We start from the raw sequence: 18,308 nt of genomic DNA, 5'->3' as shown, positions 1-18,308 counted from the left end.
ACGATTATTTTCGTAGAGGTTTTGAACTTACGATTCTCTTCGTATATCTTTGGTACGAAAGTCATCGTATAATGTCCCATGAGTAAGCCAACAGAATCAGAATTAGAAATACTTTCCCTATTGTGGGAAATGAAGAAAGCCAGCGTACGCCAGATCCATGAACGCTTGGCAGAGACGAAAGATACCGGGTATACGACCACACTGAAGACTATGCAGAATATGCATGCCAAGGGGATGGTCAGCCGGAATGAAACCCAACGGACTCATGTTTACAGTCCGGCAACCAATCAAAGAGATACCCAGAAATCATTGCTCAAAAATCTGGTAACTACAGCATTTGGCGGTTCTGCGCAGAAACTGGTGCTCCAGGCATTGGGTGAGGAAAACCCTTCAAAGGAGGAATTGGATGAAATTCGTGCATTTTTGGACCAACTAGAAAACAAGTAATAACAATGAATCTTTTGAACGACTGGATCTCTGAAAGTTTACTTTATTCCATGGGCTGGACGCTCGTGCATTCACTTTGGCAATTAGTGTTGGTCGGAGCTGCTTTGTGGCTGCTACTGAAAGTTTTTCACAAAAGTAGTCCCAGAGTCAAATATAATCTTGCTTTGGGCAGTCTGGGAGTCAGTTTGCTGTGTGCAATAGCCACTTTTATCTATGAGTTATCAAGCTTTAGCCCTGCTCCGCTTCTGGGTAGAATGGCATTTGAGGGACTTGTGCTAAACGAAATACAGGCTTCGGCTACTCTGGGAGTGGAAGACATAATCATAATGCTGATAAACTGGATTGAACTACAATTACCTCTTTTGGTGAACTTCTGGTTTGTAGGCGCATTACTCTTCCTTTTTCGATTATTTAATAGTCTCTCGGAAATCAGGATGCTTCGAAAATCATCGGCTGATCCCCGGGATTTCCAGCTGGAGGAAATGCTCTCTCGCCTAATGGAGAAAATGAAGGTAGCCAAAAAAGTGGAGATTAAACTTACTTCCTATGGTCTTTCCCCTGTTACTTTCGGATATCTCAAACCTATTATTCTTATTCCTGCAGGCCTTATTTTTCAGCTTGCTCCAAGCCAATTGGAAGCGATCATCGCTCATGAATTGGCGCATGTGAAGCGTCACGATTACCTGGCAAATCTTCTGCAGTCCGCTATGGAAGTATTGTTTTTCTATCATCCTTGCTACTGGTGGATGAATCAGACGGTCAAGGAACTGAGAGAAAATGCTGCTGATGATATCGCTGTAAAAGCCGGGATTTCGCCTCGGGAATTGGCTTGCAGCTTGGCTGAAGTATTGAACTTCGCAAATCAAAATCCTCCTGAGTTAGCTCTGGCGGCGGCCAGAAAAAGAAATCCCACACTACAGAGAATCAGACGAATGTTGGGCCATTCTGCCCAGACTTATCCACAAAACCCTATTATTTCCATCCCTATGCTACTAACACTCTTATTAAGTGCGGGCCTCATGGCAACTGCACAGCAGGACATCCCTGTCTCGATAGAAAAAACTAATCCGATATCTGTAAGTGTAAGTACTACGGAAGATCTGGCTGAAGAAGTTGCTATTGATCTAACTATCAATGCAAATGTTAATGTTTGTGCTGATACGGTTATTTCCAAAAGCGACACGGTAATAATTAAGGATAGCAACAAAGGATCACACGTTTACCAATACAATGGCAAGACCATAATCTTAGAAGATATGCCTGCTTTGGAACTGCCCCCTATGCCATCTTTCCCGGCAGAAGCGATAATGCCGGTCATGGATTTTATAATGCCTGCTATGCCTGTGATGGATTTCGAGATGGTACCGGTACCAGGCTTTGATATGGGGGCTATGCCGGCGATGGCTGTTGAATTCGCAGGAAGTCCGGATTTTTCTTTTTTCGCTCAGGACACCGCGGGCATGACTAAAGGAGAAAAAGAAAAATGGGCAAAGAAAATGGAATTCAAAGCCAATGAGATGGCTGAAAAGGCTGAGGAATGGGCTGCCAAATGGGAAGAAAATAATGCGGGATTTGAAGAGAAAATGCAGGCTTGGCAAAAAGAATTTGAGCCTAAAATGCAGGAGTTTGAAAAGAAAATGGCCGAATGGCAAAAAAACCACGAGCCTAGGATGAAAGAATTCGAAGCCAAAATGAAGGCTTGGCAAGATGCAAATGAGCCTAAAATGAAGGATTATGAAGAGAAGATGAAGGCTTGGGAAAAAGAGATGCAGCCAAAGATGGAAGAATACCAGCGTAAAATGGAAATATGGCAAAAAGAGAATGCTACCAAAATTGAAGAATATCAGAAAAAACTTGAGGAGGAATTAAAGAAAAAGGATGATAATGAATAGAGATGCCTCCCGCTCGAGTTATATTCTCAAAAAATAATTGTGTGTTGATACTTTGAAAAAACCTGCCCGATGGGCAGGTCTTTTTATTTATAGACTTTTTTAAAAATTGATGTGGGATTCCTCCACACTTCTATGCGGACTCCAATCCGGATCATGGGATTTTCACCCACTTTTCTTTTGAAGCAGAGGAATCTAAGGCATTCATATTCTTTTAGAGTTGCTGAAAACCTTACATACGCTCAGTTTAACCCCATTTTGGGGAATCTCTAACCTCTTTCTAATCAATAGAATACCTCTGAAAAAATCCTTGTTTTTTTATAGAGAAATATTGGGATGGAATAAAGATTTGCCTACTTTTAAGTGAAAGTGGGAATTTGTGGGGGAAAGTGGTAGAAAGTGAAAGTCATTTTATTACTTTTGTCTTTACTACATGCTCGTCATTCTAAAGAGTTCAGAAAATTATGTTCAACAGTCAATACGATTGCAAGCTAGATCCCAAAGGGCGTCTGGTGTTGCCGGCCAAGATCAAGGCGGCGATTCCGGAGGCCAATGGCGCTACGCTTATGCTTCGGATGGCTGAAGATAGATGTTTGGCTCTTTACCCCATGGTGGAATACAAGAAACTTGAGAATCAGATCAAGTCTCTTTCTATTCATAATCCGGAACAAAGAATGTTGCAGCGCTCCTTTTTCAATTCTGTCGTCGATATAGAATTGGACAGTGCGGGCCGCTTGTTGATCCCTAAGGCCTATCAGGCTTATGCAGGTCTTGAAAAAGATGTGATAGTGATAGGGAATGGTGGGAGGATCGAATTCTGGAATCAAGAAAATTATAGCAAGAATATCATAGTGGATCCGGCAGACTTATCCAGTCTGATGGAAAAATATCTCTCGTAACCTCATGACAGAGTCAGTTTACCATATTCCAGTGATGCTAGCCAAATGCACTGAAGGATTGTCTATTGATCCCAATGGGATTTATGTAGATGTGACTTTTGGCGGGGGTGGACATTCCCGGGAGATTCTGAAGTATCTGGATAAGGGGCATCTGTATGCCTTCGATCAGGATGTGGATGCGGAGGCTAATATTCCTGCTAGTGACAATTTTACCTTTATCGCTGCGAATTTCAGGGATTTGAAGAAATATCTACGGCTTTACGGTGTGAAGAAAGTAGATGGCGTTTTGGCTGATTTGGGTATTTCATCCCATCAGATAGATGAGCCAAGCAGAGGGTTTTCCACCAGATTCAGTGGCAGCCTGGACATGCGTATGAATCAATCAGCCGAGGTTTCGGCCAAGGAGGTTCTGAATACTTACGATGAAGCAAGGCTACATAAGATTCTCGGGATGTATGGCGAGGTGAAAAATGCCAAGACATTGGCTCAGGCCATCGTCTCCGAGAGGGCATCACAGCCATTCGAAACGACAGAAGGGTTTACCTCCTTTTTAAAAAAATATGCTCCCCGGGGCAAAGACTTTAAATACTATGCCCAAGTCTTTCAGGCTTTGAGGATAGAAGTAAACGATGAAATGGGCGCATTGGAAGAGATGCTGCTGGAAGCGGTGGATGTGCTAAAGCCTGAGGGTAGATTGGTAGTGATGAGCTATCATAGTCTCGAGGATCGATTGGTGAAAAACCTGATGATCAAAGGCAGATTTCAAGGTGAGGTAGAAAAGGATTTCTATGGAAATCTTATTCGGCCTTTGGAGCCTGTAAGCAGAGGGGCTGTGGTGGCAGGTGCTGAGGAGATCGCATCTAATCCCCGGGCTAGAAGTGCAAAACTCAGAATAGCGAAGAAGACGGAAGGATGAGCAATAACACATTCAAAAAGAAACTGAAGTCAGGCAATAAGCCAAAGGGAGGTCCCCGCAAATCCATCTTTAGCTGGATTGAAGAAAAGCTGGACATCACCGGGGTCTTGGGTGAAGGAATGCCTGTCCAACTGGTTCCGCCAGTTGGATTTGTGGCTTTATTGGCTTTGGTCTATATCTGGAGCAATCACCGAGCGGAGAATATGGTGCGGCAGATCGAAAAGGCTCAGCAAGAGGTAGAAGATCTTCGGGCTGATGTCACTACGCTGGAGGCAGAGTATATGCTTAGCAGCATGCAGTCCGAAGTAGCCAAGCGAGTAGCTGATAAAGGAATATTTGAACTCAATCAACCGCCGATAAAAATCGAGATAGAAAAGTGAATTTTAAACGATCCATATTGATCCGTGTACGGGTGGTGTTCATCCTGATAGCGCTGGGCTCAGCGCTTATCCCGTATAAGATCGCCAAACTACAGATGGCGGAAGGAGACGTGTGGCGTGAAAGAGCTGAAACTGTCAATTTTCAATACAGAGAAGTACCTGCCACCCGGGGGAATATCTATGCAAGTGACGGGAGTTTGCTGGCTACAAGTTTACCTTTTTATAGAGTGGCGCTGGATCCCACCATAGCGAAAACGGATCAGTACAAAGCCGGAGTTGATTCTCTGGCAAAATTACTGTCTGCATATTACAACGATAAGTCTGCTGCGGCCTATAAAAGAATGATCAATGACGCCAGACTTGAGAATAAGCGCTATCTGGTGCTGAACAGAAAACAGATCGGCTATCAGGGTATGCAGGAAATGTCCACATGGCCGATCTTCCGGCAAGGGAGGCTGGGAGGAGGAGTGATCTTCGAAAAGGTAGAAAAAAGATATCGTCCGTTTAATTCCCTTGCCAGCCGTACTGTTGGCTTTTTGAATGAAGATCAATATGGCGCCGGTATAGAGTACAGTTTCAATAATTACCTACGGGGTCAGGATGGAAAAGCACTTTTCCAGCGATTGGCCGGAGGAAGCTGGAAGCCGGTGTTTGATGCTGAGGACGTAAAGCCCGAGAATGGGTTTGACGTGGTCACTACCTTGGATGTGAATATTCAGGACGTAGCAGAGACAGCTTTGAGGAGGCAGTTGACAGATAGGGATGCGGAGTTTGGGGCTGTGATCGTCATGGAAGTGAAAACTGGACAGATCAAGGCTATAACCAATTTGCAGCGCAACACCAGCGGAAATGGCTACGGTGAGAATTACAATTATGCAATTGGTGATCAGGGTAACACAGAGCCTGGTTCCACTTTTAAGTTGCTTTCCATGCTTGCGCTTTTGGAAGAGAATAAGATCTCGCTGGAAGAAATGGTGGAAACAGGTAACGGTGCTCATAAATTCTATAACCAAGTGATGCGCGATGCAAAGAATGGTGGTTTTGGCACGTTGACGATTCGTGAGGCTTTTGAGAAATCTTCGAATGTCGGAATCTCTAAATTGGTGGATGAGCATTTTGGTTCCAGCCCTTCCAAGTTCATGGCTTACATCGACAAAGTGGGATTGCGGGAGCCTTTTGGATTTCAGCTCATCGGTGAGGGAAGGCCTTTTTATAAAAAACCGGGAAATAAAGATTGGTATGGCACTTCACTTCCATGGATTTCCATCGGTTACGAATCCAAACTGAATCCTCTTCATACACTTGCATTGTACAATGCTGTTGCGAATGGAGGAAAAATGATGAAGCCTTATATCGTCAAGTCAGTTTCCAAAGGCAATACAATTGAACAGCTGTACGAACCTGAGGTGATAAGAAAGCAGATCGCTTCGGAGAAAAACATCAAGCTTCTTCAAGAACTATTGGAAGGTGTGGTATCGCGTGGCACGGCAAGAAATATAGCTAATGCTGATTATAAAATCGCAGGAAAAACAGGAACGGCCCAGAAACTGGTCAACGGGAAATACACAAAAAATTATTACACCAGTTTTGCCGGTTATTTTCCGGCGGACCATCCAAAGTACTCCATGGTCGTGGTAATTGATAGCCCAAAAGGCTTTGCCGCTTATGGGGGGGATGTCTCTGCTCCGGTATTCAAAGAAATTGCGGACAAAATCTATGCATTGGACATTGAGTTGAATCCAATGAATCAGAAAGGAATATTAAGAGCCGAAGCGGAGGATACACAGATGCCTTTTGTCAAGGCGGGTAAGGCCGAAGAACTGCAGGGTATTTTCCGCGAATTGGGATTGAAAGCCTCTGCAGCCAACCCTGAAGAGTGGGTGAAGACGGTGTCTCATGCGACTAGCGTGGAAATGAACGTCAATGACACGGATCAATCGCTTGTCCCTGATGTGTCGGGACTTCCGCTTAGGGATGCGCTTTTTATTCTGGAAAATAAAGGAATGAAGGTCAATTACTCCGGTAAAGGCCGGGTGAAAGGACAGTCGATTTCTCCCGGAACCCAATTAACACCAAACACAACCATAAATCTGGTATTAGGATAAATGAAAGTACTGAAAGACATATTGTATAAAGTATCACTAACCTCTACTACAGGAAATATGGAGTTGGAGGTGAATGATATTGTCTTTGATAGCCGTCAAGTGACGGAAGGAAGTGCTTTTGTGGCAATCAAAGGTACCCAGGTAGATGGGCATGAGTTTATTGAAAAAGCCATTGGGCTCGGGGCTCAGAGTGTCATCTGTGAGCAATTGCCTGAGAAACTTCTGGATGGAATCACTTATGTAGAGGTGGTGAATTCCGCCCGTGCCCTAGGTATCATGGCAAGCAACTACTATGGCAATCCTTCCGAATCCATCAAGGTCGTAGCGATCACAGGTACTAACGGTAAGACGACCACGGCGACTCTTTTGCATCAGTTGTTTATGCGGATGGGTTATAGTACAGGATTGCTTTCTACTGTGGAAAATAAAATCAATGAAACAGTAATCCATGCCACCCACACTACGCCCGACGCGGTGAGTGTACAGGCTTTGCTTCGCAAAATGGTCGATGCTGGCTGTACGCATTGCTTTATGGAAGCTAGTTCTCACGCGATAGTACAGGAGAGAATAGCGGGTTTGAAGCTGGCAGGAGCTGTATTTACCAATATCAGCCACGATCATCTGGATTATCACGGCACATTTGACGAATACATCAAGGCTAAGAAAAAGTTGTTTGATGAGCTTCCAAAGGACGCTTTTGCTCTGGTGAACGGTGATGACAAGCGAGGGGCTGTAATGCTTCAAAATTGCAAAGCCTCCCATCAGCTGTTCGCCCTTAAATCGCCGGCGGACTTCAAGGCTAAAATAATCTCGAATACCTTGGAAGGACTTGAGCTGGACATCAACGGCAAGCTGATTTGGTTCAGAATGATCGGAGCGTTCAACGCTTATAATCTTCTGGGAGTTCTGGGTGTCACCGTGCTATTGGGAGAAGAAGAGGATGAGGTTCTTCGTGAACTTTCAGGCATTCGCGGAGCCAAAGGACGTTTCGATAGGATTTCCATAGCAGGCATTACAGCCATTGTAGACTACGCGCATACTCCTGATGCGCTGGACAACGTACTCAAGACAATAAATGGTGTGAGAACCGGCGGTGAGCAACTGATCACAGTCGTGGGCTGTGGAGGGAATCGAGATAAGACTAAGCGTCCTATAATGGCAAAAATTGCTGTTCAGGAAAGTGATAAGGCAATACTTACTTCTGACAATCCCCGATTTGAGGAGCCGTCAGAAATATTAAAGGATATGCAGGCTGGCGTAGGCCCGTCTGAAATCAGAAAAACATTAACCATTGTGGATCGCAGGGAGGCAATTAAGACAGCCTGTATGCTTTCTCAAAAAGGAGATATCATCCTGATCGCCGGAAAGGGACATGAGGATTACCAGGAAATCAATGGAGTGAAGCATCACTTCGATGATACTGAAGTAGTAACTGAGTTTTTACAACAATTGACACAGAGCTGAGATGTTATATCCCATTTTTGATTATTTGGACAAAGTGCTTGATATCCCGGGAACAGGGGTGTTTAGGTATATCTCGTTTCGTGCGGGAATGGCTGCGCTTTTTTCCTTGATCATTACCATCTCCTTTGGTCACAAAATCATCGCTTGGATCAGAAACAAGCAAATAGGAGAAACGGTAAGAGATCTGGGATTGGAGGGGCAAAACCAAAAGAAAGGCACGCCTACAATGGGAGGCTTGATGATCATGGCTGCCATTCTGATTCCGACATTGCTTTTCGCAGATCTGAACAATATTTATATTATTCTTTTGCTTATCACCACTGTTTGGTTGGGGACAATAGGATTTATAGATGATTACATCAAGGTTTTTAAGAAAAACAAAGAAGGACTTGCTGGTAGATTTAAGATCATTGGACAGATAGGAATCGGTATTATCGTGGGCTCCACGTTGTATTTCCATGAGAGCGTAGTCATACGGGAATTCACCAATCCGGTGTCCATAGAGGAAGGCGTAGTGGAAACACCGGCTTTCAGAGACGTGAAAGTGGCTAAAACCACTATTCCATTCACCAAAAACAATGAGTTGAATTACGAGACTATGCTCGGCTTTATGGGCAAAGCGATGACTCCCGTCCTGTACATTTTTGTGGTGATTTTTATTATCACGGCCGTTTCCAACGGTGCAAATATTACCGATGGAATAGATGGTTTGGCGGCAGGAACTTCAGCCATCATAGGATTGACGATTGCGATTTTCGCCTACCTCAGTGGAAATGCGATTTTCTCTTCCTATCTCAATATTATGTACATCCCCAACTCTGGAGAGCTGGTGATTTTCGCTTCGGCATTTATAGGAGCCTGTGTTGGATTCCTATGGTACAATGCTTATCCGGCTCAGGTGTTCATGGGAGATACGGGCAGCTTGATGCTGGGCGGAGTGATAGCAGTGTTGGCATTGACACTTCGCAAGGAGTTGCTGATCCCATTGATGTGCGGGGTCTTCGTGATAGAAAATGTAAGTGTGATGCTCCAGGTGGGCTATTTCAAATACACTAGAAAAAAATACGGTGAAGGCAAGAGAATCTTCCTGATGTCACCATTGCATCATCATTACCAAAAGAAAAATATCCCCGAAGCCAAGATCGTAACGCGGTTCTGGATTGTGGGGATTTTGTTGGCAGTAATCACTTTGGCAACACTTAAACTGAGATAAAAGAAATGAAGCGATTGGCCATTCTGGGTGCGGGAGAAAGTGGATTGGGAGCAGCGATGCTTGCCGGACAGAAGGGGTATGCCGTTTTCGTTTCAGATTCTGGTCAGATTTCAGCAACTCGAAAAGCTGAAATGGAACGCTTGGATATTTCATTTGAAGAGGGAAAACACTCAGAAGAGAAGATTCTCAATGCCGACTTGATTATCAAAAGCCCGGGAATATCGCCCAAGACCGAACTGGTAGCCAAGGCATCGCTGGCAGGGATTCCGATTATCGATGAGCTGGAGTTTGCATTTGGCTATACTAAAGGAAAAGTGATCGCCATCACCGGTACCAACGGCAAGACCACCACGACGCTTCTTACTTATCACCTATTGAAGGAAGCAGGATTGGATGTGGGACTGGCAGGAAATGTAGGGAAGAGCTGGGCAGCTCAACTGCTGGAAGGTGATCATGCCTGGTGGGTAATCGAATGCAGCAGTTTTCAGATCGATGGATTTGTGGATTTCAGACCATCAGTAGCGATCCTCTGTAATATCACACCGGATCACTTGGATCGATATGAGTACAAAATTGACCAATACATAGATTCCAAGTTTGGGATTTTTAAGAACATGACTTCAGCGGATCAGGCGATTCTTTTTGCAGAAGATGCTTTGACTAAGGAAGGCCTGAAGGCAAATACTATACATGCTTCCAAGTTGTGGATTTCAGCTTGGGGGGCACAGCAGGCAGGAGCTTGGACGGATGGAGATACGTTGACATATGACGTATCAGGAAAGTCTGTCCAAGTACCCGTGGATACGCTTTCCATCAAAGGGAAGCATAATCTGCTCAATGCACTTTGTGCGGGGTCTGCTGCATTGATCGCAGGCGTGACAGACGTGGATTTGATGCTGGGTTTCCGGACTTTCAAAAACGCTCCGCACAGAATGGAACTGATCAGAGAAGTGAATGGCGTGAAGTTCATCAACGACAGCAAAGGAACCAATGTGGAGGCCACTGTATATGCTTTGGCGAGTTATGAAAATCCATTGATATGGATTGCAGGAGGTGTGGATAAGGGAAATGATTACTCAGTGCTTTCATCCCTGGCAGGTGAGAAAGTGAAGTCGCTGATATGCCTAGGCAAAGACAACGAAAAGTTGAAAAAAGCTTTTACCTCGATAATCTCCGATATCCGGGAGACCCGGGATATCGCTGAGGCTGTGGCTTGGGGCCATGAACTTGGAGAGCCGGGTGATGTAGTCTTGCTGTCACCGGCATGTGCAAGTTTTGACTTGTTTAAAAATTATGAAGATCGCGGAACACAATTCCGTGTGGCAGTAGAGAAACTAAAACCGAAAGCCATCGCATGAATCAGTTTAAAGCATGGATAGACAGGAATTTCAAAGGCGACCCGATTATTTGGGGCATTGTCATTCTATTGTCTCTTTTCAGTATTCTGGTGGTGTATTCTGCCACGGGTTCTTTGGCGTATAAATATGCGGGCGGCAATACCGAAATCTATCTGATTAGGCATTCTATGTTGATTTTGGTGTCACTGGTCGTGATGTGGTTTGCACATAAGGTGCCTTATAGAAAGTATGCCGTCTATGCCCGATTGGGAGTGATTATTTCTATTCCGCTTCTGCTGGTGACATACTTGTTTGGCTCCAACATCAATGAGGCTAATCGTTGGATCACCATACCTGTAATCAACCAGGCATTTCAGCCTTCGGATCTGGCAAAGCTAGCCCTGATCGCATCCATTGCAGGAATGCTAGCCAAGCGGCAGAATAACATTAAAGACTTTAAGAGCACCTTCGTGCCAATTATTATCGCTATCGGATTGATCAGTGGATTGATCGCCATGGCCAATTTCTCCACAGCCATTCTGCTTTTGATGACCTGTCTTCTGATCATGTTTATCGGTCGAGTGCCTGTCAAGTATCTGGCGATGGTGCTGATGGTTGGTATGTTGGGTTTGATAGCAGCGGGATTTATAGGGCAAAGAGGTGCTACGCTTGTGTCACGGGTTGATGACTTTATGAACAAGGACGAAATCCCTTTTCAGGCTGAACAATCCTATATCGCGATAGCAACAGGTGGGATAAGTGGGAAAGGCCCTGGAAACAGTGAGCAGAGGAACTCGCTTCCGCATCCTTATTCGGATTTTATCTATGCCATCATCATCGAAGAATATGGGCTGATCGGAGGTTTTTCCGTGCTCTTCCTTTACCTCGCACTTCTTTACCGAGGAATGAGGATCGTGGCAAATTCGAATAAAGCATTTGGAGGATTGCTCTCTGCGGGATTGAGTTTCGCATTGGTGATTCAGGCCTTGGTAAATATGGCAGTGGCAGTTGGATTGGGACCCATTACAGGGTTGCCACTTCCACTTCTGAGTATGGGGGGGACATCCTTGGTGTTTACGGGGATATCCTTGGGAATTATTCTCTCGGTAAGTCGTGGTGATCATCAGGACGAATCGCAGACTAGCTCTGCTTTTAGCAATAGAACAAGACTTAAAACAGCATAATTATTAACGCACAGCGCACATATCGCATTTTGATCAGTGGTGGAGGCACCGGAGGGCATATCTATCCGGCTATCGCTATTGCCACTGCCTGGATGGAAAAACATCCCGGCAGTGAGATCTTGTTTGTGGGTGCGTTGGGTAAAATGGAAATGCAGAAAGTCCCTGAAGCAGGGTATAAGATCAAAGGACTTCCGGTTGCCGGTCTGCAAAGAAGCTTATCCTTGGAAAATCTCAAATTTCCTTTCAAGCTATTAAAAAGTCTGTCTCAAGCTTCGAAAATCATTACTGATTTTAAGCCGGATGCAGTGGTGGGAGTAGGAGGCTATGCCAGCGGACCAGTGCTGTATGCTGCGCAAAGAAATGGTATTCCCACGCTGGTACAGGAGCAAAATTCCTATGCCGGTTTGACTAATAAAATTTTGGCTAAAAGGGCCAAAAAAATCTGTGTTGCTTATCCGGAAATGGATCGCTTTTTCCCGGCTGATAGAATTGCCTATACAGGAAACCCTGTGCGCAAGGACATTCTGGAATTATCAGGAAAAAGGGAAAGAGCCATAACGCATTTTGGATTGGATCCGGCTAAGAAAACCCTGCTGGTGCTGGGTGGATCTCTGGGGGCCAGGACGCTCAATCAAGCAGTATTGAAAGATATGCAAAAACTGGATGAGGAAGGGTTTCAGGTGCTTTGGCAATGTGGCAAGTTTTATTTCCAAGAAATGAAATCCAAGCTTGCCGATTCAGGCCTGACAACAATTCACCTGAAAGAATTTATCCTCGAAATGGATTTGGCTTATGCCATAACCGATGTGATCGTATCCAGGGCCGGAGCACTTTCGGTTTCAGAACTTTCACTTGTGGGCAAGCCGGTGATTTTCATCCCATCTCCCAATGTGGCTGAAGATCATCAGACTAAAAATGCCATGGCATATGTGAGTCATGATGCCGCGTTGCTGTTGAAGGATGCGGAAGCAGTAGGTGCTTTGGAGCAAAAAGTAAATGAGCTAATGAAGGATAGTAAGCTGTCCGAAGCATTAGGGAAAAATATAAAAAATCTGGCTAAGCCGAATGCAGCCAATGCCATAGTAGAGGAATTAGAACAATTGATTGCATGAGTTTCGAAGGTATAAATAGCGTCCATTTGCTCGGTATCGGAGGCATAGGCATGAGTGCTTTGGCCCGATGGTTCCGTCATGAAGGATATGCTGTGTCCGGCTATGATCGTACACCTTCGCCGCTTACGGATGAATTGATTGCAGAAGGGATGCAGATTTCTTTTAGCGACCACTTGGAAGCTATTCCTGGCCACATTAGCAATGGTGCTGATAAGGCATTGATAATTTGGACACCGGCGATGCCAAAGGATAGTGCCCAGCTGAATTTCTTTATGGAAAATGGCTTCAAGCTCAAAAAGAGATCCGAAGTGCTGGGCATGGTGACGAGTTCTTACTATACCATCGCGGTAGCGGGGACACACGGGAAGACTACCACATCTTCCATGATTGCCCATATGCTAAAGTCCGCCGGAAAACCTGTGGTGGCATTTCTTGGAGGCATTACCCAGAACTATCAGAGTAATCTGATTCTCGGGAGCAAAAAGGCAAAAGAACCGGCATTGGTAGTGGTGGAAGCGGACGAGTTTGATCGCTCTTTCCTCAGGCTTCATCCCAATGAGATAGTACTCACAAGTGCGGATCCGGATCATTTGGACATTTACGGAGATGAGCAGCATATCTTGGATGGATTCTTGGAATTTGTCCATCTGATAGATAGAAAAGGGAGATTATACATTCAGCAACATGCCGTGCAAAGACTTGGAGAAGGAAGACTTCCGAAAGTGCCTACACGGGAGTATGGATTGAGATCAGCAGGAATCAGTGCTGAGAATATTCAGGCGAAGCCCGGGTCCTTTCTCTTTGATTATTTGGATGGGAAGCAGGAGATCAAAGGTCTGGAACTGTTTATCCCCGGCTTCCATAACGTGGAAAATGCATTGGCGGCAATTGCCATAGCATTGGATCACCATATATCTGTGGAGCAAATTAGAAAAGGGATTAGCTCTTTCAAGGGAGTTAAAAGAAGGTTTGAGATTCATGTGAATGATGGTAACCGTGTCTTCATAGATGACTATGCACATCATCCCGAAGAGATCAAGGCCTGCTTAAGTTCAGTGCGTGCTATGTTTCCTACGAAGAAGTTAACTGTGGTTTTTCAGCCGCATTTGTTTTCTAGGACTAGGGATTTTGCCGAAGGCTTTTCCGAAAGTCTTTCGCTTGCAGATTCTGTGATTTTGTTGGACATCTATCCGGCTAGAGAACTCCCTATAGAGGGGGTAACTGCTGCGATGTTGCTTGATGGGATCAATACAGATCACAAGGAATTAGTGGCAAGAGAGGATTTGATGAATCATTTGGAGCAGAATCCTCCGGAGGTTTTGGTGACCCTGGGAGCAGGAGATATAGATCGTCTGGTGCCGGTAATCGCTTCTTGGATGAAAGAAGGACTAAACCGATACGCATTATGAAATCGACACGATTAAAATCATCATTAAAACACACTATGGGCAATGATTATTTTAATCGTCAAAGATTCCATCTGACCTATAAAAGTAAATTATAAACAGATGAAAAAGGCAAAAGTAAAGAAAACACTCGCTTTTATAGTGCTAAGTCTTGTAGTGGTAGGCTTTATAGGATTTGTTGAAAAGCAGACCTTATATAAAACCTTCCAAGGTACAGAAATAGATATTGAGGGAGTGAGCGGTGTTTATTTCGTGGAGGATGCTGAAATCATGAAAATCCTCAGTCAGGCGTTTCCTGACTTGAAACCGGGGGTGATGTTGAAAGAGGTGCCGATGAAAGCAATTGAAACTAGACTGATTGGGCATCCTTTTGTGAAATCTGTGGAAGCGATGATCGGCCAGAAAGGCATATTGAATTTGAGAATTAGCCAGCATCAGCCGATCGCAAGAATTGCGCAACCGCTGGGAGCTGATGGATACATTACTACAGAGGGCAGAGTGATTCCCACGTCTACTTCATACACCAGTCGGGTATTGATTCTGGAAGGGGATTATGCAGAAATGCTGATGGACAAAGGGGATATCAAGGCAGATATGCCGGAGTTGATGGACTTGATTGAGTTTATTATTAAGGATGAGTTTTGGAATGCGCAGATCACTGAGGTGGAAGTGAATTCCAAGGATGATATCCGTCTTTTCCAGCAAGTTGGGAGGCAAGTCATCGAGTTTGGGGATGGACATGATATAGCGAATAAGTTTGACCGAATAGCGGTCTTTTACAAAGAAATATTACCCCGCAAAGGCTGGAATGCTTACGATCGGGTAAGTGTGAAATTTAAGGATCAAATAGTCTGTGAATAATAGCTTGGATATGGAAAACAAAGAACTAATAGTAGGGCTGGATATTGGGACAACCAAAATCTGTGTCATCGTGGGGCGCAAAAACGAGTATGGCAAACTCGAGGTGCTGGGCATGGGCAAGGCCGTTTCGGACGGAGTAGACCGTGGTGTAGTGACCAACATCGATAAGACTGTCCACGCTATTGAAAAGGCAGTGGAAGAAGCGTCAGAGATGGCGAATGTGGATATCGTAGATGTCATTGTGGGGATAGCCGGTCAGCATATCCAAAGTAAAATCCAAAGTGGCAGCATAATGCGTCAGCCTACGGATGATGAGATCACGATAGAAGATGTAAGGAGACTTTCCAGCGAAATGGAGAATATCCTTATTCCTCCGGGAAATACGATCATTCACGTAATGCCGCAGGATTACACCGTGGATTATGAAGGTGGCATCAAAGATCCTGTAGGGATGTCAGGTACACGTCTGGAAGCAGATTTCCATATCATCACTGCTCAGACTACCGCTATCAACAATATCAACAGATGTGTTCGCCGCGCAGAATTACTTTCCAAGCAGTTAATTCTTGAGCCATTAGCGAGTTCACTTTCTGTATTGAGTGATGACGAGAAAGAAGCAGGGGTTTGCCTGATCGATATAGGAGGAGGGACCACGGACATTGCTATTTTCTACGAGAATATTATCCGTCATACGGCAGTGATTCCTTTGGGTGGAAACATCATTACCAAGGATATCAAAGAAGGCTGTATGGTGATGCAAAATCAGGCAGAACTACTGAAGACCAAGTTTGGAAAAGCGATCACCGAAGAAGCGAATCCTAATGAAATCGTCTCAATACCCGGTCTGAGAAATAGAGCGCCAAAGGAAATTTCTATCCGAAATCTAGCTTCTATCATCCAGGCAAGAATGGAAGAGATCATTGAGATCGTGCAGAATGAAATCATGCAAAGTGGGCATTACAAAAAACTGGCAGGCGGAATAGTGCTGACAGGAGGGGGCTCCCAATTACAGTTTATCAGTCAGCTATTTGAATACATGACAGGGCTTGACACGAGAATAGGCTATCCTAATGAGCATTTGGGCAAGTCAGTGATCGAGGAAGTGAAGAGCCCAATGTATGCCACCTCTGTAGGCTTGGTGCTTGCCGGATTCAAAGCTCTTGATGATAGAGATCAAGGGTATGCAAAGCGCACGGCCAACGGTAAACCTATAAGAAGACCAAAAACAATGGAGATCAATCCAAAAGATATTTTCGATAAAATCGCCGGGAGACTTAAAGGAATTCTCAGCGACGATATCGGCGACGATATTAACTACTAGGGCTTATGATTGGGGGAGATTGCCGGCTTTGCTGCCAGTTTCCCCATTTAAATAACCACTAAAACAACCATAGAAAATTTCACCAATAACAATAAATATGTCAGATAACATGAAAGATTACAGATTTGATTTACACAAAAACCCCAAGTCGATTATAAAAGTAATCGGTGTAGGTGGAGGCGGATCCAATGCCGTGAACCACATGTTCGGGTTAGGGATTAAGGATGTAGAGTTTGTGGTAGTCAATACTGATGCCCAGGCTCTCAAATCAAGCCCCGTTCCACTTAGATTGCAGCTTGGAGCCAATCTGACCGAAGGTCTGGGCGCCGGTGCCAATCCTGAGCAAGGAAGAAACGCAGCCATAGAATCAGAGGATGAGATTCGCGAACTATTGGCCGATAATACCAAAATGGTATTTATTACAGCTGGAATGGGTGGAGGTACCGGTACAGGTGCAGCTCCTGTGGTAGCTAGGATTGCCAAAGAACTTAATATCCTTACCGTAGGTATCGTGACCGCTCCGTTTATGTTCGAGGGCAAAAAGAAGATGAATGTAGCCCAGGCGGGTATTGAGTCTCTTCGCGAGAACTGTGATACAGTACTGGTTATTTTGAACGACAAACTGAGAGAAATCTATGGTAATCTTGCCATTAGGACAGCTTTCAGCAAAGCGGATGATATTCTATCCACTGCAGCAAGATCTATTGCTGAGATCATCACGGTTCACCAAGATGTCAATGTGGATTTTGAAGATGTGAAGACAGTGATGAAAGATGCAGGAGCAGCTGTGATGGGTTCTTCCACTGAGGAAGGCGAAGGACGTGCAATCCGTGCTGCGGGTGCTGCTATCTCTTCTCCATTGTTGAACAACGTAGATATCAAAGGTGCAGAGAAGATCTTGCTTTCTATCATGTCCGGTGAAGACGAGGAATTGTCCATGGACGAGTTGAGTGAGATCACCGAGTATATTCAGGAGAAAGCGGGTGACAATGCAGAAGTGATCTTCGGGCAGGGGATAGATCCGGAATTGGGCAAAGCTATCCGTGTGACAGTGATCGCTACAGGTTTTGAGATGGATAGACTTGAAGGAACAGGAAAGAAAGTAGAAGCGCCAAAGGCTGTGGCAATTCCTGCACCTGCACCTAGCACTCCTGTGCAAGAAGTAGATGAAGAAAAAACGGTGATCAATTTGGATTCCGGAAAATCCGAGAAAGTAAAAGAAGAGCCGGTTGCTAACGGATCCACATTTGTGTTCTCCATGCCAAAAGCTCCCGCTCCTTCCCAAGAAGTGAAGCCAATGGCAGAAACTCCAAGGAGAGAAGAAGCAATAGAAGCTCCAAAACCGGCTCCTAAGAAAGAAAGCCTATTCACTTTCATGAAGCCTAAGGAAGAAATGAAAGCTGAAACTCCGAAGCCTGCTCAGGAGAAAATTGTACATGATCTTTTCGAAGAAGAGGAAGAAAAAATGTCCGTGCAAGAGCCTCAAAAAGAAGAGCCTGCCTCTCCTGCCTTTGCCAATGATTACTATGAGCAAATGAAGCAAAAGGCTATTCAGAGAGCGCATGAGCGTTTCGAAAAACTAAAAGGCAACCGTGCGTTCAACCCAACTCCGGAAGAATTGAAGGAGAAAATGGAAGTGCCTGCCTATCAGCGCAAAAATGTAGTGTTAAACGAGCCTCAGCATAGCTCAGAGCCTAGCATCAGCAAGTATAATCTAAGCGATGACAATGAGATTCTTGGAAACAATAGATTCCTGCATGATAATGTGGACTAA

Annotated in this window: 15 protein-coding genes; all 15 read left to right on the top strand. The window is 44.7% G+C overall.

Annotated features, from left to right (window positions below):
• The first annotated feature begins 78 nt into the window (after positions 1-78).
• The 15 genes from J2X69_RS17065 to ftsZ all read left to right on the top strand — a co-directional run bounded on the left by J2X69_RS17065 (position 79) and on the right by ftsZ (position 18,308).
• Entirely contained in the window at positions 79-447 is a 369-nt protein-coding gene (locus J2X69_RS17065; protein ID WP_310105973.1) for a BlaI/MecI/CopY family transcriptional regulator, read from the top strand.
• 5 nt (positions 448-452) lie between these two features.
• Positions 453-2,339 carry a M56 family metallopeptidase gene (locus J2X69_RS17060; protein ID WP_310105970.1) on the top strand — a complete coding sequence of 629 codons (1,887 nt, stop codon included), beginning with the start codon at positions 453-455 and terminating at the stop codon, positions 2,337-2,339.
• A 461-nt stretch (positions 2,340-2,800) separates the two neighbouring features.
• Positions 2,801-3,235, top strand: coding sequence for a division/cell wall cluster transcriptional repressor MraZ (mraZ, locus tag J2X69_RS17055; RefSeq protein WP_310105968.1), 435 nt, complete (start codon positions 2,801-2,803; stop codon positions 3,233-3,235).
• 4 nt (positions 3,236-3,239) lie between these two features.
• Positions 3,240-4,151: a 16S rRNA (cytosine(1402)-N(4))-methyltransferase RsmH gene (gene rsmH / locus J2X69_RS17050; RefSeq protein ID WP_310105965.1), complete on the top strand. Its 912-nt coding sequence runs from the start codon at positions 3,240-3,242 to the stop codon at positions 4,149-4,151.
• Positions 4,148-4,531, top strand: coding sequence for an FtsL-like putative cell division protein (locus J2X69_RS17045; RefSeq protein ID WP_310105962.1), 384 nt, complete (start codon positions 4,148-4,150; stop codon positions 4,529-4,531). The genes rsmH and J2X69_RS17045 overlap by 4 nt, the downstream gene beginning before the upstream one ends.
• On the top strand, positions 4,528-6,636 hold the full coding sequence (locus tag J2X69_RS17040) for a penicillin-binding protein (protein ID WP_310105959.1): 2,109 nt from the start codon (positions 4,528-4,530) through the stop codon (positions 6,634-6,636). The genes J2X69_RS17045 and J2X69_RS17040 overlap by 4 nt, the downstream gene beginning before the upstream one ends.
• Positions 6,637-8,100 carry a UDP-N-acetylmuramoyl-L-alanyl-D-glutamate--2,6-diaminopimelate ligase gene (locus tag J2X69_RS17035; protein WP_310105956.1) on the top strand — a complete coding sequence of 488 codons (1,464 nt, stop codon included), beginning with the start codon at positions 6,637-6,639 and terminating at the stop codon, positions 8,098-8,100.
• Position 8,101: 1 nt separating this feature from the next.
• Positions 8,102-9,313 (top strand): phospho-N-acetylmuramoyl-pentapeptide-transferase, encoded by a 1,212-nt coding sequence (mraY, locus tag J2X69_RS17030; RefSeq protein ID WP_310105953.1) that lies wholly within the window; start codon positions 8,102-8,104, stop codon positions 9,311-9,313.
• Between the two features lie 5 nt (positions 9,314-9,318).
• A complete protein-coding gene (murD, locus tag J2X69_RS17025) occupies positions 9,319-10,671 on the top strand; it encodes a UDP-N-acetylmuramoyl-L-alanine--D-glutamate ligase (RefSeq protein ID WP_310105949.1) in 1,353 nt (450 codons plus the stop codon).
• Positions 10,668-11,834, top strand: a complete 1,167-nt coding sequence (locus tag J2X69_RS17020) for an FtsW/RodA/SpoVE family cell cycle protein (RefSeq protein ID WP_310105946.1) — start codon at positions 10,668-10,670, stop codon at positions 11,832-11,834. Before murD ends, J2X69_RS17020 begins: the two co-directional genes overlap by 4 nt.
• Before the next feature lie 29 nt (positions 11,835-11,863).
• Positions 11,864-12,946 (top strand): undecaprenyldiphospho-muramoylpentapeptide beta-N-acetylglucosaminyltransferase, encoded by a 1,083-nt coding sequence (murG, locus tag J2X69_RS17015; RefSeq protein ID WP_310105943.1) that lies wholly within the window; start codon positions 11,864-11,866, stop codon positions 12,944-12,946.
• Positions 12,943-14,355: a UDP-N-acetylmuramate--L-alanine ligase gene (gene murC / locus J2X69_RS17010; RefSeq protein WP_310105939.1), complete on the top strand. Its 1,413-nt coding sequence runs from the start codon at positions 12,943-12,945 to the stop codon at positions 14,353-14,355. The genes murG and murC overlap by 4 nt, the downstream gene beginning before the upstream one ends.
• Before the next feature lie 99 nt (positions 14,356-14,454).
• Positions 14,455-15,213 carry a cell division protein gene (locus tag J2X69_RS17005; RefSeq protein WP_310105936.1) on the top strand — a complete coding sequence of 253 codons (759 nt, stop codon included), beginning with the start codon at positions 14,455-14,457 and terminating at the stop codon, positions 15,211-15,213.
• 10 nt (positions 15,214-15,223) lie between these two features.
• Entirely contained in the window at positions 15,224-16,534 is a 1,311-nt protein-coding gene (ftsA, locus tag J2X69_RS17000) for a cell division protein FtsA (protein ID WP_310105933.1), read from the top strand.
• Positions 16,535-16,643: 109 nt separating this feature from the next.
• On the top strand, positions 16,644-18,308 hold the full coding sequence (gene ftsZ / locus J2X69_RS16995; RefSeq protein ID WP_310105930.1) for a cell division protein FtsZ: 1,665 nt from the start codon (positions 16,644-16,646) through the stop codon (positions 18,306-18,308).

This window comes from Algoriphagus sp. 4150 (genome assembly GCF_031457395.1).
Lineage (GTDB): Bacteria > Bacteroidota > Bacteroidia > Cytophagales > Cyclobacteriaceae > Algoriphagus.
Note: the sequence above shows the minus strand (reverse complement) of the source record. Positions and strands in the feature narration are given on the sequence as shown.